General features: G+C 69.3%; 22 protein-coding genes and 1 pseudogene. 7 read left to right on the top strand and 16 right to left on the bottom strand.

Translation table 11 applies throughout. From position 1 onward, the window contains the following. Positions 1-82 precede the first annotated feature (82 nt). A complete protein-coding gene (gene mtnA / locus GBZ26_RS12030) occupies positions 83-1156 on the bottom strand; it encodes an S-methyl-5-thioribose-1-phosphate isomerase (protein WP_174439046.1) in 1074 nt (357 codons plus the stop codon). 166 nt (positions 1157-1322) lie between these two features. On the opposite strand from mtnA, the gene GBZ26_RS12025 reads away from it, so the two are divergent. Beyond that, positions 1323-3011, top strand: a complete 1689-nt coding sequence (locus GBZ26_RS12025) for a sensor histidine kinase (RefSeq protein ID WP_174439045.1) — start codon at positions 1323-1325, stop codon at positions 3009-3011. A gap of 49 nt (positions 3012-3060) precedes the next feature. Here GBZ26_RS12025 and GBZ26_RS12020 read toward each other — a convergent pair whose 3' ends face one another. The 5 genes from GBZ26_RS12020 to GBZ26_RS12000 all read right to left on the bottom strand — a co-directional run bounded on the left by GBZ26_RS12020 (position 3061) and on the right by GBZ26_RS12000 (position 8375). Further along, positions 3061-3636, bottom strand: coding sequence for a 3'-5' exonuclease family protein (locus GBZ26_RS12020; RefSeq protein WP_246653526.1), 576 nt, complete (start codon positions 3634-3636; stop codon positions 3061-3063). A gap of 30 nt (positions 3637-3666) precedes the next feature. Next, the gene (locus tag GBZ26_RS12015) at positions 3667-5499 is read right to left on the bottom strand and encodes a putative nucleotidyltransferase substrate binding domain-containing protein (protein ID WP_246653525.1); all 1833 of its coding nucleotides are present in this window, start codon (positions 5497-5499) and stop codon (positions 3667-3669) included. Between the two features lie 118 nt (positions 5500-5617). Next, positions 5618-7330: a cation acetate symporter gene (locus GBZ26_RS12010; RefSeq protein ID WP_174439043.1), complete on the bottom strand. Its 1713-nt coding sequence runs from the start codon at positions 7328-7330 to the stop codon at positions 5618-5620. Further along, positions 7330-7632 carry a DUF485 domain-containing protein gene (locus GBZ26_RS12005; RefSeq protein WP_174439042.1) on the bottom strand — a complete coding sequence of 101 codons (303 nt, stop codon included), beginning with the start codon at positions 7630-7632 and terminating at the stop codon, positions 7330-7332. Before GBZ26_RS12005 ends, GBZ26_RS12010 begins: the two co-directional genes overlap by 1 nt. Before the next feature lie 218 nt (positions 7633-7850). Next, on the bottom strand, positions 7851-8375 hold the full coding sequence (locus tag GBZ26_RS12000) for a DUF1178 family protein (protein WP_174439041.1): 525 nt from the start codon (positions 8373-8375) through the stop codon (positions 7851-7853). 129 nt (positions 8376-8504) lie between these two features. Here GBZ26_RS12000 and GBZ26_RS11995 point away from each other — a divergent pair, with 129 nt between their 5' ends. Continuing rightward, entirely contained in the window at positions 8505-9125 is a 621-nt protein-coding gene (locus GBZ26_RS11995; protein ID WP_211104712.1) for a class I SAM-dependent methyltransferase, read from the top strand. A gap of 271 nt (positions 9126-9396) precedes the next feature. After that, complete coding sequence (locus GBZ26_RS11990; RefSeq protein WP_174439040.1) at positions 9397-9975, top strand: manganese efflux pump MntP; 579 nt, start codon at positions 9397-9399, stop codon at positions 9973-9975. Positions 9976-10014: 39 nt separating this feature from the next. On the opposite strand, the gene GBZ26_RS11985 is transcribed toward GBZ26_RS11990, so the two are convergent. The 4 genes from GBZ26_RS11985 to GBZ26_RS11970 all read right to left on the bottom strand — a co-directional run bounded on the left by GBZ26_RS11985 (position 10015) and on the right by GBZ26_RS11970 (position 12223). Beyond that, positions 10015-10851 (bottom strand): carbon-nitrogen hydrolase family protein, encoded by an 837-nt coding sequence (locus tag GBZ26_RS11985; protein WP_174439039.1) that lies wholly within the window; start codon positions 10849-10851, stop codon positions 10015-10017. Continuing rightward, positions 10848-11111: a glutaredoxin 3 gene (gene grxC, locus GBZ26_RS11980; protein ID WP_014239199.1), complete on the bottom strand. Its 264-nt coding sequence runs from the start codon at positions 11109-11111 to the stop codon at positions 10848-10850. Before grxC ends, GBZ26_RS11985 begins: the two co-directional genes overlap by 4 nt. Before the next feature lie 89 nt (positions 11112-11200). Continuing rightward, positions 11201-11944, bottom strand: coding sequence for a ComF family protein (locus tag GBZ26_RS11975; protein WP_174439038.1), 744 nt, complete (start codon positions 11942-11944; stop codon positions 11201-11203). A gap of 12 nt (positions 11945-11956) precedes the next feature. After that, on the bottom strand, positions 11957-12223 hold the full coding sequence (locus GBZ26_RS11970) for a flagellar biosynthetic protein FliQ (RefSeq protein WP_174439037.1): 267 nt from the start codon (positions 12221-12223) through the stop codon (positions 11957-11959). A gap of 94 nt (positions 12224-12317) precedes the next feature. On the opposite strand from GBZ26_RS11970, the gene GBZ26_RS11965 reads away from it, so the two are divergent. Then, positions 12318-13214: a methyltransferase domain-containing protein gene (locus GBZ26_RS11965; RefSeq protein WP_174439036.1), complete on the top strand. Its 897-nt coding sequence runs from the start codon at positions 12318-12320 to the stop codon at positions 13212-13214. Positions 13215-13232: 18 nt separating this feature from the next. Here GBZ26_RS11965 and GBZ26_RS11960 read toward each other — a convergent pair whose 3' ends face one another. The 3 genes from GBZ26_RS11960 to GBZ26_RS11950 all read right to left on the bottom strand — a co-directional run bounded on the left by GBZ26_RS11960 (position 13233) and on the right by GBZ26_RS11950 (position 14940). Beyond that, the gene (locus tag GBZ26_RS11960) at positions 13233-14000 is read right to left on the bottom strand and encodes an urease accessory protein UreH domain-containing protein (protein ID WP_174439035.1); all 768 of its coding nucleotides are present in this window, start codon (positions 13998-14000) and stop codon (positions 13233-13235) included. 104 nt (positions 14001-14104) lie between these two features. Next, positions 14105-14710: a general stress protein gene (locus GBZ26_RS11955; RefSeq protein ID WP_174439034.1), complete on the bottom strand. Its 606-nt coding sequence runs from the start codon at positions 14708-14710 to the stop codon at positions 14105-14107. Positions 14711-14793: 83 nt separating this feature from the next. Continuing rightward, complete coding sequence (locus tag GBZ26_RS11950) at positions 14794-14940, bottom strand: hypothetical protein (protein WP_174439033.1); 147 nt, start codon at positions 14938-14940, stop codon at positions 14794-14796. A 104-nt stretch (positions 14941-15044) separates the two neighbouring features. On the opposite strand from GBZ26_RS11950, the gene GBZ26_RS30640 reads away from it, so the two are divergent. Then, positions 15045-15608, top strand: coding sequence for an ankyrin repeat domain-containing protein (locus GBZ26_RS30640; protein ID WP_174439032.1), 564 nt, complete (start codon positions 15045-15047; stop codon positions 15606-15608). Between the two features lie 7 nt (positions 15609-15615). Then, positions 15616-16623: a cobalamin biosynthesis protein CobD/CbiB gene (locus GBZ26_RS11940; protein WP_174439031.1), complete on the top strand. Its 1008-nt coding sequence runs from the start codon at positions 15616-15618 to the stop codon at positions 16621-16623. A 267-nt stretch (positions 16624-16890) separates the two neighbouring features. On the opposite strand, the gene GBZ26_RS11935 is transcribed toward GBZ26_RS11940, so the two are convergent. The 3 genes from GBZ26_RS11935 to secA all read right to left on the bottom strand — a co-directional run bounded on the left by GBZ26_RS11935 (position 16891) and on the right by secA (position 22012). Beyond that, entirely contained in the window at positions 16891-18426 is a 1536-nt protein-coding gene (locus tag GBZ26_RS11935) for a DEAD/DEAH box helicase (RefSeq protein ID WP_246653523.1), read from the bottom strand. A 253-nt stretch (positions 18427-18679) separates the two neighbouring features. Beyond that, on the bottom strand, positions 18680-19126 hold the full coding sequence (gene mscL / locus GBZ26_RS11930; RefSeq protein WP_174439030.1) for a large conductance mechanosensitive channel protein MscL: 447 nt from the start codon (positions 19124-19126) through the stop codon (positions 18680-18682). 135 nt (positions 19127-19261) lie between these two features. Continuing rightward, the gene (gene secA / locus GBZ26_RS11925) at positions 19262-22012 is read right to left on the bottom strand and encodes a preprotein translocase subunit SecA (protein ID WP_174439029.1); all 2751 of its coding nucleotides are present in this window, start codon (positions 22010-22012) and stop codon (positions 19262-19264) included. Between the two features lie 123 nt (positions 22013-22135). On the opposite strand from secA, the pseudogene GBZ26_RS29935 reads away from it, so the two are divergent. Then, positions 22136-22475, top strand: a pseudogene (locus GBZ26_RS29935) (hypothetical protein); the annotation flags it as partial.

Genomic DNA, 22475 nt, shown 5'->3' with positions numbered 1-22475 from the left:
TCTGTACAGTGTCTGTATGTGTTGTTTTGTTTTTTGGTTGCGCCTCCCCCCTTGCTCTGCACTGGGTAGCTCGTCGGCAGCGTCAGATTTGTATAAGAGACTGTGCCGGACACACCCCGCGTTCGGTCACCAGACCGGTCACCAGACGGGCCGGGGTCACGTCGAAGCCGTAATTGACCGCCGGGCTGCCGGCCGGGGTGACGCGGATGGTCTCGATCCGCCCGTCGGCGGTGATGCCGGTCAGTTCGGTCACCTCGCGGGCGTCGCGCTCCTCGATGGGGATGTCCTTCACCCCGTCCGCCATGCCCCAGTCGATGGTCGGCGAGGGCAGCGCGACGTAGAAGGGCACGCCGTTGTCGTGGGCGGCCAGGGCCTTCAGGTAAGTGCCGATCTTGTTACAGACGTCGCCCGTCGCCGTGGTGCGGTCGGTGCCGACGATGCACAGGTCCACCATGCCGTGCTGCATCAGGTGGCCGCCGGTGTTGTCCACCACCACCGTGTGGGGCACGCCGTGGCGGTTCAGCTCCCAGGCGGTCAGGCTGGCGCCCTGGTTGCGCGGGCGCGTCTCGTCCACCCAGACATGCAGGCGGATGCCCTCCTCGAAGGCGACATAGACCGGTGCCAGCGCGGTGCCCCAATCCACCGTGGCGAGCCAGCCGGCGTTGCAGTGGGTCAGCACGTTCACCGGCTCGCCCGGAGCCTTGCCGCGGGCGGCCTCGCGGATCAGGGCGGCGCCATGCTCCCCGATGGCGCGGTTGATGGCGACATCCTCATCGCAGACCGCGGCGGCCTCGGCGTAGGCGGCCCCGGCGCGGGCGGCGGGCGGCAGCGGCGCCAGACGGGCGCGCATCCGCTCCAGCGCCCAGTGCAGGTTGACGGCGGTCGGGCGGGTGGCGAGGAGCCGCGCGCAAGCCGCTTCCAAAGCCGCATCGGACGGGTCGGCGCGCATGGCCAGAGCGACGCCGTAGGCGGCGGTCGCCCCGATCAGCGGCGCGCCGCGCACCAGCATGGCGCGGATGGCGTGGGCGGCCTCGTCGAGGTTGGTCAGCCGTGCGACGGCGAAATCATGCGGCATCCGCGTCTGGTCGATGATCTCCACCGTCCAGCCGTCCTGCGCCGGCCAGATGGTGCGGTAGGCCGTGCCGTCGATTTTCATACGCCATACTCCCCGCGCTCGATGCCGCTTCGGCCTTTCGGCCCGGCGCGACAATAGGGGGTGGCGCGGCGCGGTTCAACGGGCGTACCCAGGGAACAGGAGCCTGCAAAAAAGTGTTGGTCCGCCACGAAAGCCACGCCCTTCGATGCTCAACGGCCTCTCTCCCATGCCCCTGCGCGCCCTGCGATCCAAAGGTTCCCCTCTGCTCTACCGGATGCCGGGCTCGGCTCTGGTCCTGATGGTCTGCGCGGTGGCGCTGCTGCTGACGCTCGGCCTGTCGGCCAGCTTCGCGTTGCGCGACCGGGCGGCGGCCCTGCAGCACGCCCAGGACACCGCCGGCAACGCCAGCCTGCTGGTCGCCGAGCACGCGGCCCGACTGGTGGAGACCAGCGACCTGATCCTGAAGCAGGCGGTCCAGCTCGCCGGACCGGCGGACGCCCCGCTGCCCAGCGACCGGGCGGGCTGGGAGCGCTACGCGGCGCTGGTGCGGGGCACGCCCTATCTGGTCTCGATCTGGCTGTTCGACGCCGATGGGAACCCCGTGCTGAGCACCCGCCGCTTTCCCACCCCGGCGATGAACGTCGCCGACCGCGATTACTTCGTGGCCCAGCGGGCCGGCGGCAGCGAGGCGGGGGGAAATCTCTTCATCACCGCGCTCGACAACAGCCGCTACAGCCAGGAGTCGCTGATCCTCCTCTCGCGCCCGCTGGCCGCCGCACCGGGGCAGTTCCGCGGCGTGGCCCTGGTCGCCGTCTCACCGCGCTACATCCGAGACATCTACAAGAGTTTCGATTTCGACTACGCCCGCTCCATCACCCTGCGCCGGACCGACGGCACGGTGCTGCTGCACGAGACGCAGGGGCCGGACGCCACCGACAGCGCCCCGGCGGAGGCCGCCGGGGAGCCGGAGATCTCCGCGCTGCGCCGGGTGGACAGCGTGCCGCTGACCGCCGAGGTGGCCATCCCGGTGAGCAGCGTCATGGAGCGCTGGTACGGGCAGCTTTGGACCTACATCTCCTACGCGCTGGCGGCACTGGCCGCGGTGTCGGTGATCGGCGGGATGGCCCTTCAGCGCGCCCGGCGGGAGCGGCAGGCGGAGAACGCGCTCCAGCACGCCTACGACACGCTGGAGGAACGGGTCCACCAGCGAACGGCGGAACTGGAACGGACCAACGGCCAGCTCGAAACGGCGGTGACCGACAAGGAGGTCCTGCTGAAAGAGGTCCAGCACCGGGTGAAGAACAACCTCCAGGTCATCTGCAGCCTGCTGCGCCTCCAGGCCGCCCGCATCGACGAGCCGGCCCGCCGCGCCTTCGACGAGAGCCTGCGCCGCATCCAGTGCATGAGCCTGATGCAGGAGTTGCTCTACCGCTCCGACCAGCCGGCGCGCATCGACTTCGCCGATTACCTGCGCCAGCTCTGCGACGGGCTGGTCCGTTCGACCAACCCGACCGGGGCGCGGCTGACGGTGAACGCCCCCCAGCCCTGGAGCCTGGACGTCGATCAGGCCACCCCGCTCGCCCTGATCGCCAGCGAGCTGGTGTCCAACGCGCTGCTCCACGCCTTCCCTCTCGGCCATCCCGGTACGATTACGGTCGAGCTGCTGCCGGAGGGAGATGAGGGCATGAAGATGGTGGTGCGCGACGACGGCGACGGCCTGCCGCCCGATCCGTCCGCCGCGCAAAGCCGCGCGAACGACAAGCGCCAGAGCGGGCTTGGGCTGGTTCTGGTGCGGGCGCTGGCCCAGCAGGCCGGGGCGGCGGTGACCATCGACCGCCAGCCGGACGGCGGGCCGGGCACCCGATTCATCGTGTCGGTGCCCACCCTTTCGAAAGCCCAGACAAAAGCGGCCTGATGTGGGCGGCCTGATATGGGCGGCCTGATATGGGCAGCTTGATGATGCGTCAGGGCCGCGGCGGTTCCAGGCGCAGATAGACCATGGCGGAGGCGAGCGCGCTGGCGTAGGCGTCCTCCCCGGCGCGCGGCGGCAGGTCGAGATCGCGCAGGATGCTGTCCAGCCGCAGATCGACCGCGTACTTGCCCGGCACCTTGGCCTTGCGGCCATAATAGAGGCTGGACACCTCGATGCGCTGGTTCGGCAGCGCCATGCCCACCATCGGTTGCACCAGCCGGTCCAGGAGCCCCACGGTGAAATCCAGGTAGTAACCGATCAGCGGCCGGTTGCCGATGAAGGCCAGCAGGCGGGATAGCGCGGGCTCCGCCGGTTCGGTGGGCCAGAAGGAGAGGATCAGGCGCTGGCTGGTCAGGACGCGGGTGCCGCGGATGCGCAGAGCGGCGACACCGCGCAGATCCGCCGTGGCCGCGTCGAAGGAGGTGGCCTCGCAATGGATCGCCACCCGCTCCCCGGTTTCCTCCCCCGACAGCAGCAAGGTACGGTCGGGATGTTCGGCATGGAGGCCGGCGGTGGGAGCGGCCCCCGTCCCGTTGGCCACCACGCTGGCAATGGTCTCGGTCGGCATGCCGCCTCCTCTCCCCGCGCGCCCGGCGGGTCAATGGTTCAGGTGGAAGTGGTAGGCGAGCAGTTCCTTGAACTTCTTCACCAGCGCCAGACAGTCCTTGAACTGGTCGCGGTCGAGCTTGCCCAGGGACTCCGTGCGGACGAGGTTGTCGGTCTGGGTGCCGGACGCGCTGCCGTCCAGGCCGGCCTTCAGCCGCAGCGTGGACAGGAAGGTGAAGGCGTCGGCCAGTTCGCCCGCCACGGCGCGGTCGAGAACGCCCTTGTCGGCGAGCGCCCAGATGCGCTCGGTCGTGTTCGTTTCCGCCATGTGCTTTTCCAGCGCCAGAGCGCGGACACCGTGGACGATGGGGAAGATGCCGGCCTTCTTGATGTCCACCGCCTCGGTGCGGCGCCGCTCGAACAGGCCGCCGAACAGGCCCGACGGCGTGTCGAAGGCCAGCGCCGGGCGGGCGAAGGCGGTGAAGAACATCTGGTTGTCCTGAAGCCGGCCGAGCAGATAGCCCTTCGCCTCGGCCAGCAGGGCGGCGTCCCCGGCCACCGGCGCCGCGTCGTAGAAGATGGCGAGGTTCATCTGCGCCGCCTCGTCGGGGCGGTGAATCCAGTGGAAGAGGGAATCCTTGTACAGCGCCAGCGGGCGCGTCCAGTCCGGGTTGGACACCATGATGCGCCCCGGGCAGGGCGGGTAGCCGAACGCGACCAGATGGCGGGTGAAGGCGTCGGTCACCTGGGACAGCGTCGGGCAGTCGTAGCCGTCGCGCAGGATCAGCCCGTTGTCCTGGTCGGTCTTCAGAAGCTGCTCGCCGCGCCCCTCGCTGCCCATCACGATCAGGCAGGAATTCGCCAGCAGATCGGGCGGCGCCAACAGCTCGAACAGGCGACGGAAGATCTTGCGGTTCAGCTCGGTCACGAGGTCGGCGATGAAGGACACCTTGACGCCCGTGCCGTGCAGCGTGCGGATCAGCCCGACGATGTCCTGGCTGGCCCGGCCCAGATCCTCCGGCGTGGCGGCGCGGTCGACCTTGAGCGCGATGACCTGGGAATGGTTGGACAGGACGGCCAGCAGGTCGGTCTGCTCCAGCAGGCCGGCGACCTCGCCCTGCTCGGTGACGACCAGACGGCGCACCGAATGCTTGGTCATCAGGATCAGCGCGTTGAACAGCAGATCGTCGCGGTCCAGCGCCAGCAGTTCGTAGCGGGCGAGCGGCCCGACCGGGCTGTCCACCGGACGCCCCTCCAGCACCACGAGATCGCGCAGGTCGGTGCCGGTCAGGATGCCGACGCGCCCACCGTTCCCAGGGCCTCCATCTTTTGGATCGCCCTCGCGGACCAGCACGCTGCTCGCCTGGTTCCGCTTCATCGCCGCCGCCGCGTCGCGCAGGGACGCCCCGGCCTCGACGAAGACCGGCGGGTGCAGATAGGCCTGCCGGATGCGCGCCATGGTCAACGCGGCGGTTTCGCGGTTCGACCGCTCGTTGGCCAGAGCGCTCAGCCGGTCCGCGAAATCCTGCTGGATCACCGCGCCGAAGGCGGCGTTCTCATGCGCCAGTTCGATAAGGACCTGGCGGGGCACCAGGTCACACAGCGTGTCCTCCGCCGCGACGAAGCTGCGCGCCCGGCCGTCGGAGAACAGCGCCTGAAGGTCGAAGCTGTCATGGACGCCGTGCACCGCCACCACCTCGCCGCCCTGGCGTTCGTGGACCAGCCCCTGGCGCACCACGAACAGACAGTCCGCCGGCTCGTCCCGGCTCAGGATCACGCCGTCCCGGACATAGACGCCGAGGTCGAGCGCGGCGGCGAGCCGCTGCCGCTGCTCCATTGTCAGGCGGTCGAAGGGGGGGACGGAGAAATCGAAGGCGTCGGGCAAAAGCCGCTCCACGAACCGCTGGGGTGAATAAAAAAGGCGCCCCAAGACCGCGGTCTTGAGGCGCCTTGAAGATTACACCAGCCCCTTCATCTGTGGAAGGCGGGTGCGACCATTCGCATTAGTGAGCGGAAGCCCCTTCGGCGCCCAGGCCGGTCTGCGACCGGATGTACTGCGCCTTGTAAGCCTCGCGCTCGTCCTGCGCGGCCTTGCTGTTGTCGGTGATCGAGAAGAACCAGATCGCCAGGAACGACAGCGGGATGGTGAAGGCGCCCGGGTTGTCGTACGGGAAGATGGCGGCCGGATTGCCCAGCACCGACTTCCACACGGTCGGACCCAGGATCAGCAGCGTCACCGAGGAGATCAGGCCGATCCAGCCGCCGAGAACGGCGCCGCGGGTGGTCATCCGGCCCCAGAACATCGACATCAGCAGAACCGGGAAGTTCGCCGAGGCCGCGATCACGAAGGCGAGGCCGACCATGAAGGCCACGTTCTGGTTCTCGAAGGCGATGCCGAGGAAGATCGAGACGATGCCGATGATCACGGTGGTGATCTTCGACACGCGGATCTCGTCATGCTCCGACGCACGGCCACGGGCGATCACCGAGGCGTACAGGTCGTGCGACACGGCCGAGGCGCCGGCCAGCGTCAGGCCGGCGACCACCGCGAGGATGGTGGCGAAGGCCACCGCCGAGATGAAGCCGAAGAACAGGTCGCCGCCCACCGCGTGCGCGGTGTGGATGGCCGCCATGTTGGAGCCGCCGATGATGGTCGCCGGGTTGGCCAGCGCGCCCGCCGCGGGGGCCGTGGTCAGGAACGGATAGGCGCCGGTGGCGTCCGGAGCCAGCAGCAGCACGATGGCGCCGAAGCCGATGATGAAGGTCAGGATGTAGAAGTAGCCGATGAAGCCGGTCGCGTAGAACACCGACTTGCGGGCTTCCTTGGCGTCCGACACCGTGAAGAAGCGCATCAGGATGTGCGGCAGGCCGGCGGTGCCGAACATCAGCGCCATGCCCAGCGAGATCGCCGAGACCGGGTCGGAGATGAGGGCGCCCGGCGCCATGATGGCGGTCGCCTTCGGGTGGACCTGCGTGGCCGTGGCGAACATCGCCTCCGGGCTGAAGCCGAACTTGGCGAGCACCGCGAAGGCCATGAAGGAGGCGCCCGACAGCAGCAGCACGGCCTTGATGATCTGCACCCAGGTGGTGGCGAGCATGCCGCCGAAGGTCACGTAGGCGATCATGAGAACGCCGACGATCACCACCGCATACATGTAGTCGAGGCCGAACAAGAGCTGGATCAGCTTGCCCGCGCCGACCATCTGGGCGATCAGGTAGAAGGTCACCGTGGCGAGCGAGCCGCAGGCGGCCATCGTGCGCATCGGGGTCTGCTGGAAGCGGTAGGAGGCGACGTCGGCGAAGGTGTACTTGCCGAGGTTGCGCAGCCGTTCGGCGACCAGGAACAGAATGATCGGCCAGCCGACCAGCCAGCCCACCGAGAAGATCAGCCCGTCGAAGCCGGAGGTGTAGACGAGGCCGGCGATGCCGAGGAAGGAGGCCGCCGACATGTAGTCGCCGGCGATGGCGAGGCCGTTCTGGAAGCCGGTGATGCCGCCGCCGGCGGCGTAGAAGTCCTTCGCCGACTTCGTGCGGCGTGCCGCCCAGTAGGTGATGCCGAGCGTGGCCAGCACGAAGATCAGGAACATGACGATCGCCGAGAAGTTCGTCGCCTGCTTCTGAACCGCGCCTTCGACCGCCGCCGCGTGCACCGACGCGGGGATGAGCGCGCCGGCCGCGACGGCCGCGACGCCCACACGATTGACCAGCGAACGCATCACTTCGACTCCTCCATGATCTGCCGGTTCAGCTCATCGAACTCGCCGTTCGCCCGATACACGTAGATGCCGGTCAGGATGAACGCCGAGATGATGGTGAAGAGGCCGACGGGGATACCCCAGGTGGTCACGCCATTGCCGATCGGGGTACCCAGGAACCCCTTGCCGAAGGCGACCAGCAGGATGAAGCCGAAGTAGATGACGAGCATGGCGATCGAAAGCGTCCACGCGAATGCGCTACGCTTCTGCACCAGCTCCTGAAACTTGGGATTCGCGAGAATCCTCTGAGCGTTTTCTTTCATAGTGCGTCCCCTCGCGAGTGCCGAGCGATTTTTGCAAGGTCATATTAGACACTCGGGCCATATGGTCTTTGTAACGAACTATCCCGTCAACAACTTTGATGCAGGCCAACCGCTAAAAAGCGGCTTGACGCAGCCCGCAGCCGTTGTTCCGGGGATACGCTCACAAACCCATGGCAGCGAAAGGGCAAGGGGTGCCCGAAATATTGTGAGGCTTGGGCTTATGAATTGGTGCGCGGAAGCCAAGGTATGCGACCAAAAGTCACACCTTCCTCCTTCAACTCCTCCGCTTCCTTGTCGGTGGCCTCGCCGTAGATTCCGCGCGGGTCGGTTTCGCCATAATGGATGCGCCGGGCCTCCTCGGCGAAGCGATCCCCGACGTAATCGCAATTCCCTTCAACCGTGCGGCGAATTTCCGTCAATTGCCGCATGACTTCCGCCGCGAAGCGCTCGCGCACCTCCGCCGGCACCGTCGGGGTTGAAGACGCCGGGGGAACGGCGGGAGCCGCCGCGCCGCTGCCCGCCGCCGGTGCCGCCTCCGGCGCGCCGCCGTCCCGGGTCGCATCGTCCTTGGCGCGGCCCCCTTTGGCGATGCGCGGGGCCATGGGGGCCTTGGCGATGTGGGTGTCGCCGCAGACCGGGCAGGCGATGGCCTTGGCGGCGGCCTGCGTCTCGTAGGCGGCGCCGTTGCGGAACCAGGCTTCGAACCGGTGGTCGGCCGTGCATTTCAGAACGAAGAGGATCATGTCCCCGTCGGATGCTCCAAGGTGAGAAGGGATGATGATGGTATACAACCCATGACCGGTTGCCAGTTCAGCACGACGCCGGCGTCGCGGTCAAACACGCGTCATGAAAAGAATGGGAGCATCCGTCCCTTGTCCACCTCGTCCTCCGCCGGATCGCCCTCCATCGGCTCCCCCCATGCCGCGATCAGTCCCCCCTCCCCTTGGGTCGCGCGCTTCGCGCCGCTGGTGCGGTCGGGCGGCCCGGTGCTCGACCTCGCCTGCGGGTCGGGGCGGCATCTGCGGCTCTTCCAGGCGCGCAACCATCCGGTGGTCGGGCTGGACCGCGACCTGCGGGGGATGGCCGACCTGTCCGGAACGGCGGGGGGGGAACTGGTGGAGGCCGATCTGGAGAACGGGACTCCCGTGCCGCTGCTGCGCGACCGCCGTTTCGCCGCGATCGTGGTGACCAACTACCTGCACCGCCCGCTGCTCCCGGCCATCCTCGACGCGCTGGAACCGGGCGGCCTGCTGCTTTATGAGACCTTCGCTCTCGGCAACGCCCGCTTCGGCCGCCCCGCCTCCCCCGCCTTCCTGCTGCGCAGCGGCGAGCTTCTGGAGGTGGCGCGCGGGCGTCTCCAGGTCGTCGCCTACGAGCATGGCGAGGTCGCCTCGCCCAAGGCCGCGGTGGTGCAGCGGCTGTGCGCCGTCAACGACCTGGAGGGCGGAAGCGGCCTGGACGGCGACCCGGAGCCGCGCCCCCTGCCGACCTGACGGCCGCATCCCGCGAACATTACAAATCATTCAACATCTGTTCATATGAATTGACGCTTGGGAACGGGGTGGCTAGGGTCCGCCCGCGTTTTTGGGGAGTAACCGTCCTCCGCCGCGCGGCGGAGGAGCCTGCGTCAACAGACTCGGTCCGGGCGACCGTGGCGCAGACGGCACCGGCGGGACCGGGCTTGGTGAGACCAACGGCGCGACGTCCCGGAGGGCCATGGGACCGTCGCGCCGTCGGTCCGTCTTGGCCCAGGGGATTCCCGGTTTGACCGCAACCACTCTTCTGCTTCTCGGCTTCAGCCTGTCGGTGGACGCCTTCGCCGCGGCCATCGGCAAGGGCGCGGTGAGCGAGCGCGCTCGGCTGGTCGATGCACTCCGCGTCGGCGCCTATTTCGGTTTCTTCGAAGCGATCACTCCGGCGCTGGGCTGGATGGTCGGCATCGCCGTCAGCGCCTGGATCGCCAGCGTCGACCACTGGGTCGCCTTCGGGCTGCTCGCCCTCGTCGGCGGCAACATGATCCGCCAGGGCATGACGCCGGAGACCGCACCGGAGGCCGGGGAACAGCCGGCGCGCAAAAGCCAGCTCGGCCCCATGCAGCTCGTCCTCACCGCGCTCGCGACCAGCATCGACGCCAGCGCGGTCGGCGTCAGCCTCGCCGTGGTCGACGTGAACATCGTCCAGGCCTGCGTCGTCATCGGTCTGGTGACCGCGGTCATGGCCTTCGGCGGCGTGCTGATCGGGCGCAAGGCCGGCCCGCTGCTCGGCCGCAAGGCGGAGATCCTCGGCGGCCTCGCCCTGCTCGGCATCGGCACCAAGATCCTGGTCGAGCACACGCTGCTCTGACCCCTCCCGGTGCCGCCCCGCCCGCTCAGAAGGACCCTGTCAGAATCCAACACGATCCAGGGTGAAGGTCCGGTCGTGGGTCAGGGCCGGCACCATGCGGCGGGCCTCCTCGACGCGGGCCATGTCCAGCTCCGCCAGGACGAAGCCCACCGCCTCCTCGGCGTCGGCCAGCACCTCGCCCCAGGGGGCGACGATCAGGGAATGGCCGTAGGTCAGCCGCCCCTGGTCGTGGCTGCCGGTCTGGGCCGGGGCCAGGACGAAGCAGCCCGTCTCGATGGCGCGGGCGCGCAGCAGCGTGTGCCAGTGCGCCCGCCCGGTCGGCACCGTGAAGGCCGCCGGCACGGTGAGGATCGACGCCCCGGCCTGGGCCAGCGCCCGGTAGAGATAGGCGAAGCGCAGGTCGTAACAGACGGTCATCCCCACCCCGCCCCAGGGCGTGGCGGCCAGGACCGCGCGGTCGCCGGGCCGGAAGGTCGCGGATTCGCGGTAGCTCTCCCCGCCCTTCAGGTCGACGTCGAACATGTGGAGCTTGTCGTAATGGGCGACCGCCCGCCCCTCGGCGTCGAACAGATAGCTGCGGTTGGCCACCCGCCCGTCGTCGAGCAGGATGCCCAGCGTCCCGGCGAGCAGCCAGGCCCCGGTCTCCCGCGCCAGGTCGGCGAAGAAGGGGATCGCCGGATGCTCGTCGGCCGTCTTCACCCGCTCCAGCACTTTGGCGCGGCCCTGGACGATCATGCTGACATTCTCGGGCAGGGCGATGACGTCCGCCCCGGCGTCGCGCGCCCGGCGGACGAGATCGCCCGCCGCCTGAAGGTTCGGAAGGATTTCCGTGCCCGCGTTGACCTGGACGCAGGCGGCCTTCAGGACGCCGCTCATCCCCCGATTCCCAGGATCGGGTCGAGCTTGCCGGCGCGGTCCAGCGCGTGGATGTCGTCGGAACCGCCGTAGGGCTTGCCGTCGATGAAGACCTGCGGCACGGTCATGCGCCCCTCGGCGCGCTGCACCATCTCCTCGCGGCGGCCCGGCTGCATGTAGAGGTCGATCTCCTCATACGCCACCCCCTTGCTGTCGAGCAGACGCTTGGCGCGCGAGCAATAGGGGCAGAAGGGCGTGGTGTAGATGACGACGTCGGCCATGCGGAGGGCTCCTTGGCTGTTTTGAACGGTTATAAGATCAACCGCCGCACCACGCCACCCGTTACGTTTTCATGGCTCACACCCGCGGCTCACGTCTTGACGACGCGCGCCAGGGTCAGCGCGTCCACCCGCTCCGCCCCGGCGCGCCGCAGCACCCGCGCGCATTCCGACAGGGTCGCCCCGGTGGTCAGCACGTCGTCGACCAGCACGATCCGCTTTCCCGCCACCCGCGGCTCCAGCCCCGGCCGGACCGCGAAGGCCCCCTTGACGTTCCGCCGCCGTCCCGAGCGGTCGAGCCCACCCTGCGACGGGGTGGAGCGGCGGCGGACGAGCAGGTCGGGAATCACCGGGCGCCCGGCCTGCCGGCCCGCCGCCTGGGCGAGCAGGGCCGCCTGGTTGTAGCGGCGCCGGAACAGCCGCAACCGGTGCAGCGGCACAGGAGCCAGCAGGTCGGCGTCGGCCAGCAGCTCGGCTCCGGCGCGGGCCATCCAGGCGCCGTAGGCCCCGGCGGCGTGGATGCGGTCACCGTGCTTGAAGCCCAGCACCAGCGGGCGGCTGCCGTCGTCGTAGGCCAGGACGGCGCGGGCGCGGGTGAAGACCGGCGGCTCGGCGATGCAGGCGCCGCACAGCGGCTCCCCCTCCAGCGCAAAGTCGAAAGGCGTGCCGCAACAGGCGCAAGCGGGCGGCGCGATGAAGGTCAGGCCGCTCCAGCACGGCGCGCAGAGGCCGCCCTGCCGGTCCACAGCCCCGCCGCAGCACAGGCAGCGCGGCGGCAGCAGCGTGTCGAGAATTCCCGCCAGAACCCCTGTCTTCAGCCCCTGCAGGAGGGCCATGGCGGCGCCCTCTCAGTTCAGGCCGGCGATGCGGTCGAAGATGACGAAGGTGTAGTCGCGCAACGCGATGTAGATGGCCGGCCCGGTGATGAACAGGATCGCCAGCGTTGCGAAGATCTTCAGGTCCTGCTGCAACGTCGATTCGTTGATGTTGGTCGCCTGCTGGAAGATGGTCAGCAGCATGCCGAGCGCCGTGGTGACGACGAGGACCGGGGTGGTGATCTTGATGATGACGATCAGCGCCTCGTAGGTGGCGCCGATGGCTTCCTCGATGCCCATGGCCAAGCTCCAGCGACGTTCGGGGCCGACCTTAGCACAGCCCCGTCCTTTCGCCGATGGTTGTAGCCCGCCGGGGCTGGGTTATATTGCGGGCATGACCACGCCCGACAGCATGACCGTCTTCGACCGCGCGCTCGTCCGCCGCCGCCGCGACCGCGCCGTCCCCGCCTTTGCCGAGCACGCCTTCCTGTTCGAGGAGGTGGCCGAACGCCTCGTCGACCGGTTGGAGGACGTGGCCCGGCCCTTTCCCACCGTGCTCGACCTCGGCGCCCATGACGGGGTGATGGGGCGGACGCTGCGCGGGCGGAAAGGCGTCGAGACGCTGGTCGCCTGCGACCTCGCCCCCGGCTTCGCCCGCCGGGCCGGTCCGCTGGCCGTCGCCGCCGACGAGGAGTTCCTGCCCTTCGTGCCGGAAACCTTCGACCTCGTGGTCAGCAACCTCAGCCTCCACTGGGTCAACGACCTGCCCGGCGCGCTGGTCCAGGTGCGGCAGGCGCTGAAGCCCGACGGCTTCTTCTGCGCGGCCATGCTGGGCGGGGAGACGCTGCTGGAGCTGCGCCGCTGCCTGTACGAGGCGGAGATGGAGGTGGCCGGCGGCGTGTCGCCCCGCGTGTCGCCCTTCGCCGAGATCCGCGACGTCGGCGGGCTGATGCAGCGCGCCGGCTTCGCCCTGCCGGTGGTGGACAGCGACGTCATCACCGTCACCTACAGCGACGCCTTCCGCCTGATGCGCGACCTGCGCGGCATGGGCGAGACCAACGCCGTCCTGGCCCGCCGCAAGGTGCCGGCCACCCGCGCCCTGCTGTTCGACGCCGCCCGCCGCTACGCCGAGCGCTACGCCGAGCCGGACGGCCGCATCGAGGCGACCTTCCAGATCCTCTATCTGGCCGGTTGGTCGCCGCACGAAAGCCAGCAGCAGCCGCTCAAGCCCGGCTGCGGCGAAGTCCCGCTGGGCGAGGCGCTGAAGGGATCGGCGGAAAAGCTCCAATAAACCAGAACGAGACGGCGGTCACCCGATCATCCGGACCGCCATCCAGCCCAGCACCCCGGCGTTCACCACCATGATGACCGGGGCCGCCCGCGCCACCGCGGAGCGCCAGGTGCGCCCCGCGAGATGGCCGGCGAGGCCGACCGCCAGCAGGCTCGGCAGCGTGCCCAGCGCGAAGGCCGCCATGCCCAGCGCGCCGGTCAGCGCGCTGCCGCTGGCCGCGGCCACCGCCACGGCGCCGTAGAGAAGGCCGCAGGGGATGAAGCCGAGCGCCAGCCCCAGCCCGTAGCCGCGCCAGCCCGTGGGGTTGCCGAACAGGGGGCGGGCCAGCCGGGACACCCGGTCGCCCCACCAGCGCTGCACCGCCCCGTCGAGCTTCGGCATCCAGGCCGTCAGCCCCTTGACCGCATAACCGAGGAAGAACAGCGCCGCGAAGGCCAGCAGCGCCACCGACAGCCATTTCAGCCCCGGCAGCGCCCCGACATGGCCGGCGACCGCCGCGGCCGCCGCGCCGATCAGCGTGTAGGTGGTGCCGCGCCCGAGATGGTAGGGCAGCACCGCCGCCCCGGCCAGCCGGTGGAACTCGCTCATCCGCGAGGCCGGGACCTGCTCCAGCCGGGCGGTGACCTGGGCCAGGACGAAGGGACCGCACATGCCCGCGCAATGGGTCGATCCCCCGACCAGCCCCGCGGTCAGCAGCGCGACCAGCAGCCCGCCGTCGCGGTCGATCACGACGGCGCACTGGTTGAGGCCGGCGTCGAGAAGCGTCAGGGCCGAATGGGCGTCCACGGCGGATCTCCGGTTGGAAGACCGCCCGTGTATAGGGGAAGCCCGCCGCGAAGGCCATGACCTGAGTCAACGGGCTCCAGCCCGCGCCGGCTCGGCCTTCGGGGTCAGGTCTCGGAGCCGGACTGCGCCACCTCATGCACCTCGACCGGCTGCGCCGCGTGGCGGTTCATGATCTCCAGCGCCTGCTGCTCGCGCCCGGCGTCGGCCAGATTGACCCACAGCAGGATGCCGCCCTTGTCGAGGTGCTGGAGCATCGGCTCGTTGCGCTTGTCGGTCAGCCAGTTCGACATGACCGAGCCCAAGGCGCCGCCGCCCACCCCCGCCGCAGCCGCCGCCGCGGCCGCGGCCAGGGCCGTGCCGCCGGTCGCCAGGACCGCGCCGGTCGCCAGGATCGCCCCGACATAGGCGGGGAACCCGACCGCCACCCCCTTCACGCTGCCGACATCCTCCGGCGAGACGTAGGACTGGCGCGGCGCGTCGGGGTCGTGGGCGATGTCCTCGGCCCGCTGCGGCACATGGCCGAGATGGTCGCGGATGGTCTCATCGTTGGCGAGCACGCTCAGCTCATGGCGCTGGAAGCCGGCCAGGGTCAACTCGTCGACGGCTTTCTGCAGAGCGTCGCGGCTGGCGAAGATGCCCACGGCCTCGCGCACGGCGCCGCGCAGACGGTCGGCGGAGCGGTTCGCGTTCGCATCACTTTCGAAGGTCATGGCGGTCTTCCCCTGTTGCGCTTCCCGGTCGCTGTTCAACCATGGGCGCCAAGCGGAGGTTCCCGCCGGGACACCGGGCGGCCTCAGGGCGTTCCCGCGGCGGCGGGCGGAGTCACCGTGCCCCGCGGCTCCGGCATGGTGCCGAGGAACCACCACAGGCCGAGCGCGATCAGCGCGGCCTTCACCGCCAGGAACAGGGCGATGTGGCGGGCGAGCGGGTTGCGGACCATGGGCGGCTCCATTGCAGCGGGTCGCCGTCGCCAAACCGGGCCAAACTGGATAGTATCCCCGGCCGAAAGACGGATCACACACGGATCGCACAAAAGGACGCGCCATGAAACGGCTGCTGTTGCTCAGTCTGCTGGCCCTCGGCCTGACCGCCCCCGCCGCCGCTCCGGCCCTGGCCCAGATCAACCTTCTGGAAGGTCCCTCCATGGTCAAGGCGGTGACGTCCAACGACGCCAGCGCGCTGCGGCTGCTGCTGCTGAAGGGGGAAAACCCGAATCAGGTCGACGCCAGCGGGCGCCCCGTCCTGCTGGTGGCTATCGGCAACGCCCATCCCGAGCTGGTGCGGCTGCTGCTGGACGGCGGGGCCAACCCCAACCGCGCCGACAAGGCCGGCAACACCCCGCTGCACTACGCGGTGGAGGCCGACACGCCGGAGGCGGTGGACCTTCTGCTGGCCAAGGGCGCCAAGGTCGACCAGGACAACCGCCAGGGCATCACCCCGCTGATGACCGCGGCGCGCTTCGGCCGCGTCGATCTGGTGGAGCGGCTGCTGAAGGCCGGGGCACAGGCCGACCGCACCGATTTCACGGGCCGCACGACGCTGAGCTGGGCTCAGGAGAGCCGCAACGCCCGCGTGGCGAACCTGCTGCGCCAGGCCGGCGCGCGCTGAGGCCGCGATGGGCGACGCCCTGCTCACCTCCGTCCTCGGCGCCGCCCCCCTGAACGGTCCGGGGCCGCTGTTCCTGCTGCTGCTGGCCCTGGCCATCGACGCCGCCGCCGGCGACTGGATCGGGCGCGTCCTGCCCGACCCGGCGGCGCTGGCGCAGCGCGTCTGCGCCTGGGCCGACCGGCGGCTGAACCGGGTGGAGCGCGGCAAGACCGCCCGCCTGCTGCGCGGCGCGCTGGTCGTTCTGGCGCTCGTGCTGGCCGCCGTCGCCGTCGGGCTGATCGTCGAGCGGATCGGCGCGCAGAGTCGCGGCTGGCTGCTGGAACTGGCGGTGATCCTCGCCGCCCTGCGCGGGCGGAGCGCCTGGGCGCGGGTTCGCGCGGTGCGCCGCGCCCTGGACAAGGGCGGCGTCGCCCCGGCGCGGGAGGCCGTCGCCCCGCTCACCCGCCGCCACGCCTTCAGCCTGGACGAGCACGGCATCGCCCGCGCCGCCATCGAGGCCGCCGCCAAGGGCTTCGCCCGCAAGCTGGTGGCGCCGGTCTTCGGCTACGCCCTGCTGGGGGTGCCCGGCCTTCTGGTCTGGGCGGTGGTGGACGGCGCCGACACCGCGCTGGGCCACGCCGGCGTGCGGCACGAGCGTTTCGGCCAGACCGCGGCGCGGCTGGACGACGCGCTGAACGCCATCCCGGCGCGGCTGGCGGCGGTTCTCCTGGCGCTGGCCGCGCCCTTCGCCGGGGCGAAGGCCGGCGGCGCCTTCCGCACGATGATGCGGGACGGCGGCAAGGCGGCCTCCCTCAACATGGGCTGGCCGACCGCCGCCATGGCCGGCGCGCTGGGTCTGGCGCTGGGCGGGCCGCACCGCGACGGCGGCGTGGTCATCACCGAACCCTGGATCGGCGAGGGCCGCGCGCGCGCCACCGCCGCCGACATCGGACGGGCGCTGGCGGTCTACGCCGTGGCCGGGCTGATCCTGGCTTTGCTGGTGGCGCTGCTGCTGTGGGGGATCGCGGGGCTGTAAAGCGCGGGTGCTGGGGACAAGGCTTCACACGGATTGCCCGGACGATTTCACGGTTTACACGGATTTTGTTTATCCACTCACCGCCATCCCTGTTGCCTCGCGCAAGAAAAACAGATTTCTAATATTTACTATTTAAAAAATCCGTGAAATCCGTGCGTCGATCCGTGAAATCCGTGTAAAATCTTGCCCGCCACACTCCGACTTGACCAAGAAAAAAGGCGCGGCCCCGAAGGACCGCGCCTTTTTCATGTCAGCGGCGAACCGCTGTTACCACTTGGACGCCCGGTGCGCCGGCTTGCCGCCCTGGGAGTCGCGGCGGGCGTGACCGCCGTGCTCGTTGCGGGCATGGTCGCTGCGGCCATGCTCGTTGCGGTTCATCGGACGGCCCTGCGGACGGCCACCCGGGGCGCCGTTCGGCTTGCCGCCCTCGGCACCGCCGCCGGCGTTGCGCACCCACGGCTTCTTGTTGTAGCCGCCGCCGTTGCCGCCACCCGGACGGCCCGAGCGACCGGCCGGACGGCCACCGCCACCGGTCTGGAACGGACGCTGCGGCTCCAGGCCCGGAACGACGTGAATGTCGAGGCGGGTGCCGGTGTAGCGCTCGATCCGGAACAGGGCGTCGCGGTCGGCGCGGGCGGCGAAGGAAACCGCCACGCCCGAGGCGCCCGCACGGCCCGTGCGGCCGATGCGGTGGACATAGTCCTCCGCCGAACGCGGCAGGTCGAAGTTGATGACGTGGGTGATGTCGCGGACGTCGATGCCGCGCGCCGCCACGTCGGTCGCCACCAGCAGACGGACCTGGCCGGTGCGCAGGCGCTGGAGCGTGCGGTTGCGCTTGAACTGGTCCATGTCGCCATGCAGGGCGGCGGCGGCGTGGCCGGCGTCGCTCAGCTCCTCGGCCAGCGCATCGGCGTCACGCTTGGTGGCGGCGAAGATGATCGCCTTGCCGACCTCGGGCAGGTCCGCGAAGTGCTTCAGCAGGCGGCGCTTGTGGTCCATGTCGTCGGCATGGTGCAGGCGCTGCTCGACGTTCACCGCGGTGGTCGCGCTCTCCACGGCGACACGCACCGGGTTGCGCAGCAGGTTGCCGGCGAGCTGGGCCATGCGGCGGTCCAGCGTGGCGGTGAACAGCAGCGTCTGGCGGTTGTCCGGGCAGCACTTGGCGATGGTTTCCACATCGTCCAGGAAGCCCATGTCCAGCATGCGGTCCGCCTCGTCCAGGATCAGCACCTCGACGGCGCTGAGGTCGATGCGGTTGCGCGACACATGGTCGAGCAGGCGGCCGGGGGTGGCGACCATCACGTCCACGGCGCGCGACAGCAGGCGGAGCTGGTCGCGGTAGGGCATGCCGCCGACGACGTCCACGATGTTGTACTTCATGAACTTGGCGTACTTGCGCGCGGCGTCGGTGACCTGCTTGGCCAGTTCGCGGGTCGGGGCCAGCACCAGCACACGCGGGGCGGCCACGCCGAGGCGCGGCAGATCGACGGTGCGGGTCAGCGCCGGCAGCATGAAGGCGGCGGTCTTACCCGTGCCCGTCTCGGCGGTCGCCAGAATGTCGCGGCCTTCCAGGGCCGGCGGAATCGCCTCGGCCTGGACCGGGGTCGGGGTGTTGTACTCGAACGCTTCCAGCGCCTTCACGACCAGCGGGTGAACGCCCAGCCCGGCGAAAGCGTTGGGGGTAGCGGTTTCAGTGGTGTCGGTCACGGTTTCGCCGGCGACGGCAGTCTCGACAACAGAGGTCTCGGTGACGGTGGTCTCGGCAACGAGAACGTCGGCGGCGGTCATTTCGATGGACGACAAGTAGGGTAACCTTTCCTCAGGACCATGACGGCGCACGGCCGCCGCACCAGGATGGTGAGCGGTGGAACGCCGGCGTTTTCGCCGGGAGGAGGTCGGAAGAGGGAGAGGCGTCTGTCCGAAGCTACGGGCGACCGGGTCCCAAGGAAGGCCGTCCCGAAATATCAAAGCGCGTCTCGCTCAAGAGACGCGCGAGCCTCCAGCGATCAAGACGCCTTACATAATGGGTTGCGCTGCACAATCCAAGAAGATTCTTTCACGCCCCCGGTCGAGTCGCGTCCCCCGGAGCGGGTGCCTGCCGTGCGCGCAGCGCATCCCGGATCTCCTCCAGCAGCACCTCCTGGCGGGGGGGCGCCTTCGGCTTGGAATCGTGGAGGAAATGCAGGCGGTTGACCTGGCGCACAATGAGGAACAGCGCGCCCGCCACGATGAAGAAGTTGATGAGCGCGTTGATGAAGCGGCCGTAGTTGATGGTCGCCGCCCCCGCCGCCTCCGCCGCGGCGAGGCTCTCGTAATGGCCGCCGGACAGGTTCAGGAAATAGTTGGAGAAGTCGATCCCGCCCATGATCCAGCCGATGGGCGGCATCAGCATGTCCCTGACCAGCGAGTTGACGATGCCGGTGAAGGCCGCGCCGATGATGATGCCGACGGCCAGTTCCACGACGTTGCCGCGGCTGATGAAGGTCTTGAATTCCTGCAACATGGCTGCGCTCCCGCTTTTGATGGGAAGAACGCCACAGCCCAGCCGAAGTTTCCAGGGCCGCAAAAAGGAAAGGGGCCGGACCCTGCGGCCCGGCCCCGTCCGGAATGTCCCCGGCGGCGTTCTTCGCGGCGGCGCTCAGCCGACCTTGCCGTGGCAGTGCTTGTACTTCTGGCCCGACCCGCAGGGGCAGGGCGCGTTGCGCGGCGTGTTCGCCCAGGCGTTGGGGTCGGCCCCCGGCACCACCGAGGCGGCGGCCTCGCGACGGACCATCCCGGCGGGCAGCGGCGCATCGGCCGGCGGGTAGCCCTGGGCGGCCCCGGCTCCCGCTTCGGCCATCGCCAGCGCCGGATCGTCGCGGCCCTCGTGCATCTCCTGCGGCGGACGGGCGTACAGCTCCTCCGGCTGCGGGGCGATGCGGATCTCGACATGCATCAGCACGGCGGTCACCTGCTCACGCAGGGTCGACAGCATGGTCTCGAACAGCTCGAAGGCTTCCCGCTTGTACTCGTTCAGCGGGTCCTTCTGCGCGTAGGCGCGCAAGGAAATGCCCTGGCGGAGATGGTCGAGCTGGAGCAGGTGATCCTTCCATTCCTGGTCGAGGATCTGCAGCAGCAGGCTCTTCTCCACATGCCGCATCGTGTCGGCGCCGTAGGTCTCCACCTTCTCCGCGTATTTGCGGTCGGCGGCCTCGCGGACGCGCTCCTCGATCTCCGGCTCGGCGATGCCCTCTTCCTTGGCCCAATCGGCCACCGGCAGGTCCATGCCGAGAAGGCGGTTCACCTCCTCGTGCAGGCCGGCGATGTCCCAGGCCTCGGAGTAGGAGTTCGGCGGGATCGCCTTGTTGACCATGTTGGAGACGACCTGATGGCGCATCTCCAGGACGGTCTCGGCGATGTCCTCGGTGTCCATGATCTCGCGGCGCTGCTCATAGACGACCTTGCGCTGGTCGTTCATGACGTTGTCGAACTTGAGCAGGTTCTTGCGGACCTCGAAATGGTGGGCCTCGACCTTGGTCTGGGCCTTCTCCAGCGCCTTGTTGATCCAGGGGTGGATGATCGCCTCCCCCTCCTTCAGGCCCAGGCGCTGGAGCATGCCGTCCATGCGCTCCGACCCGAAGATGCGCATCAGGTCGTCGTCCAGCGACAGGAAGAACTTGGACGCACCCGGATCGCCCTGGCGGCCCGAACGGCCGCGCAGCTGGTTGTCGATGCGGCGGCTCTCGTGCCGCTCCGTGCCGACGACGTAGAGGCCGCCGGCCTGCTTGACCAGCTCGCGCGCCTCGGCGACCTCGGCCTCGATCTGCTTGACCTTGGCGTCGCGCTCCGGCCCGTCCGGCAGGTTGGCCAGCTCCATCTGGATGCGCATCTCGACGTTGCCGCCGAGCTGGATGTCGGTGCCGCGGCCGGCCATGTTGGTGGCGACCGTGACGGCGCCGGGACGGCCCGCCTGCGCGACGATGTAGGCTTCCTGCTCGTGGTGGCGGGCGTTCAGCACGTTGTGCGGGATGCCGCGCTTCTTCAGCAGCTCGGCGATCAGCTCCGACTTCTCGATGGAGGTGGTGCCGACCAGAACCGGCTGCTGGCGCTTGCGGGCGTCCTCGATCAGGTCGATGATCGCGTCGTACTTCTCCGACGCCTTGCGGTAGACCTCGTCGTCCATGTCCTTGCGCTGGACCGGCACGTTGGTCGGCATGTCCACGACCTCAAGGCCGTAGATCTCCGCGAATTCCGCCGCCTCGGTCATCGCCGTGCCGGTCATGCCGGCCAGCTTCGGGTAGATGCGGAAGTAGTTCTGGAAGGTGATGGAGGCGAGCGTCTGGTTCTCGCGCTGGATCGTCACCTTCTCCTTGGCCTCCAGCGCCTGGTGCAGGCCTTCCGAATAGCGGCGGCCCTCCATCATGCGGCCGGTGAACTCGTCGATGATGATGACCTTGTCGTCCTTGACGATGTAGTCCTTGTCGCGCTGGAACAGCGTGTAGGCGCGCAGCGCCTGCTGGGAATGGTGGACCAGCGCCACGTTCTGGATGTCGTACAGCCCGCCCGCCTTCAGCAGCCCGGCCTCGGCCAGAAGCTGCTCCATATGCTCCTGCCCGGCCTCGGACAGGCTGACCGTGCGGTTCTTCTCGTCCAGCTCATAGTCGTCCCGCGTCAGCTGCGGGATCAGGCGGTCGACCTGCACGTACATCTCCGACGAGTCGGTCGACGGGCCGGAGATGATCAGCGGGGTGCGCGCCTCGTCGATCAGGATCGAGTCGACCTCGTCCACGATGGCGAAGTTGAAGGGCCGCTGGACCATGTCCTCCAGCCGGAACTTCATGTTGTCGCGCAGATAGTCGAAGCCGAATTCGTTGTTCGTGCCGTAGGTGATGTCGGCGGCGTAGGCGGCGCGGCGCTCCTCGTCGTCCAGCCCGTGCACGATGCAGCCGGTGGTCAGGCCGAGGAAGCCGTAGATGCGGCCCATCCAGGAGCTGTCGCGTGAGGCCAGATAGTCGTTCACGGTGACGACGTGGACACCCTTGCCTTCCAGCGCGTTCAGATAGACGGCCAGCGTGGCGACCAGCGTTTTGCCCTCGCCGGTGCGCATCTCGGTGATCTTGCCCTGGTGCAGGACCATGCCGCCCATGAGCTGCACGTCGTAGTGCCGCTGCCCCAGCACGCGCTTGCCCGCCTCGCGCACGGTGGCGAAAGCGTCGGGCAGGATGGCGTCGAGCGTCTCGCCCTGCGACAGCCGGCCGCGCAGCCAGTCGGTGCGGGCGCGCAGCGCGTCGTCGGAGAGCGCCGCCAACTCGGGCTCCAGCGCGTTGATCTGCTGGACGGATTTTTGCAGCGCCTTGACCGTGCGCGTGTTGGCGGTGCCGAAAATCTTGCGGGCGAGCGCACCGAACATGAAAACCTCGGGGGTGGAACGTCGTGAAGCCGGCTTTTTGACCGGTCTCACATAGGCCCGAAGCAAGTTTCTGTCAACGAGACCCGCCCCTTTGCCCGGCCCTTTGAGAGGCGCATCGCGGGAGTGCCGGCCCTGCATGGGGCGGGGATCGGCGTGTGGCGCGCCCTGGAAGCACCACCGTTCCGCCGCCATATCGCCTTGAACACGGTCGAAGCAGGGCGTCATGGCCACGCATCACGACCGCTTGCTCCGCGCCGCGAACCCATGCTTAATCCCCCGCGGATTCGGGCGCGGGGCCGGATCGTCCGTACAGCCGCCGCCAATCATAAGACGTTCTGTCATGCCATTGACCGTGACAAGACACATCCGCCGGAAGGAAAAGACTCCATGGTGAATCGAGTGTTCCGCGCCGCCCTGCTGTCGATGGCCGCCTGCGGCCTCGCGCTGGCCGCACACGCCCAGA

The sequence above is a fragment of the Azospirillum formosense genome (genome assembly GCF_013340925.1).
GTDB lineage: Bacteria > Pseudomonadota > Alphaproteobacteria > Azospirillales > Azospirillaceae > Azospirillum > Azospirillum formosense.
Note: the sequence above shows the minus strand (reverse complement) of the source record. Positions and strands in the feature narration are given on the sequence as shown.

Excerpts from the sequence above, each read along its gene's own strand:
- mtnA (WP_174439046.1), bottom strand. The coding sequence starts at position 1,156 with ATGAAAATCGACGGCACGGCCTACCGCACCATCTGGCCGGCGCAGGAC.
- GBZ26_RS12025 (WP_174439045.1), top strand. The coding sequence starts at position 1,323 with ATGCCCCTGCGCGCCCTGCGATCCAAAGGTTCCCCTCTGCTCTACCGG.
- GBZ26_RS12020 (WP_246653526.1), bottom strand. The coding sequence starts at position 3,636 with ATGCCGACCGAGACCATTGCCAGCGTGGTGGCCAACGGGACGGGGGCC.
- GBZ26_RS12010 (WP_174439043.1), bottom strand. The coding sequence starts at position 7,330 with ATGCGTTCGCTGGTCAATCGTGTGGGCGTCGCGGCCGTCGCGGCCGGC.
- GBZ26_RS12005 (WP_174439042.1), bottom strand. The coding sequence starts at position 7,632 with ATGAAAGAAAACGCTCAGAGGATTCTCGCGAATCCCAAGTTTCAGGAG.
- GBZ26_RS12000 (WP_174439041.1), bottom strand. The coding sequence starts at position 8,375 with ATGATCCTCTTCGTTCTGAAATGCACGGCCGACCACCGGTTCGAAGCC.
- GBZ26_RS11985 (WP_174439039.1), bottom strand. The coding sequence starts at position 10,851 with ATGAGCGGCGTCCTGAAGGCCGCCTGCGTCCAGGTCAACGCGGGCACG.
- grxC (WP_014239199.1), bottom strand. The coding sequence starts at position 11,111 with ATGGCCGACGTCGTCATCTACACCACGCCCTTCTGCCCCTATTGCTCG.
- GBZ26_RS11975 (WP_174439038.1), bottom strand. The coding sequence starts at position 11,944 with ATGGCCCTCCTGCAGGGGCTGAAGACAGGGGTTCTGGCGGGAATTCTC.
- GBZ26_RS11970 (WP_174439037.1), bottom strand. The coding sequence starts at position 12,223 with ATGGGCATCGAGGAAGCCATCGGCGCCACCTACGAGGCGCTGATCGTC.
- GBZ26_RS11965 (WP_174439036.1), top strand. The coding sequence starts at position 12,318 with ATGACCACGCCCGACAGCATGACCGTCTTCGACCGCGCGCTCGTCCGC.
- GBZ26_RS11955 (WP_174439034.1), bottom strand. The coding sequence starts at position 14,710 with ATGACCTTCGAAAGTGATGCGAACGCGAACCGCTCCGCCGACCGTCTG.
- GBZ26_RS11950 (WP_174439033.1), bottom strand. The coding sequence starts at position 14,940 with ATGGTCCGCAACCCGCTCGCCCGCCACATCGCCCTGTTCCTGGCGGTG.
- GBZ26_RS30640 (WP_174439032.1), top strand. The coding sequence starts at position 15,045 with ATGAAACGGCTGCTGTTGCTCAGTCTGCTGGCCCTCGGCCTGACCGCC.
- GBZ26_RS11940 (WP_174439031.1), top strand. The coding sequence starts at position 15,616 with ATGGGCGACGCCCTGCTCACCTCCGTCCTCGGCGCCGCCCCCCTGAAC.
- mscL (WP_174439030.1), bottom strand. The coding sequence starts at position 19,126 with ATGTTGCAGGAATTCAAGACCTTCATCAGCCGCGGCAACGTCGTGGAA.
- secA (WP_174439029.1), bottom strand. The coding sequence starts at position 22,012 with ATGTTCGGTGCGCTCGCCCGCAAGATTTTCGGCACCGCCAACACGCGC.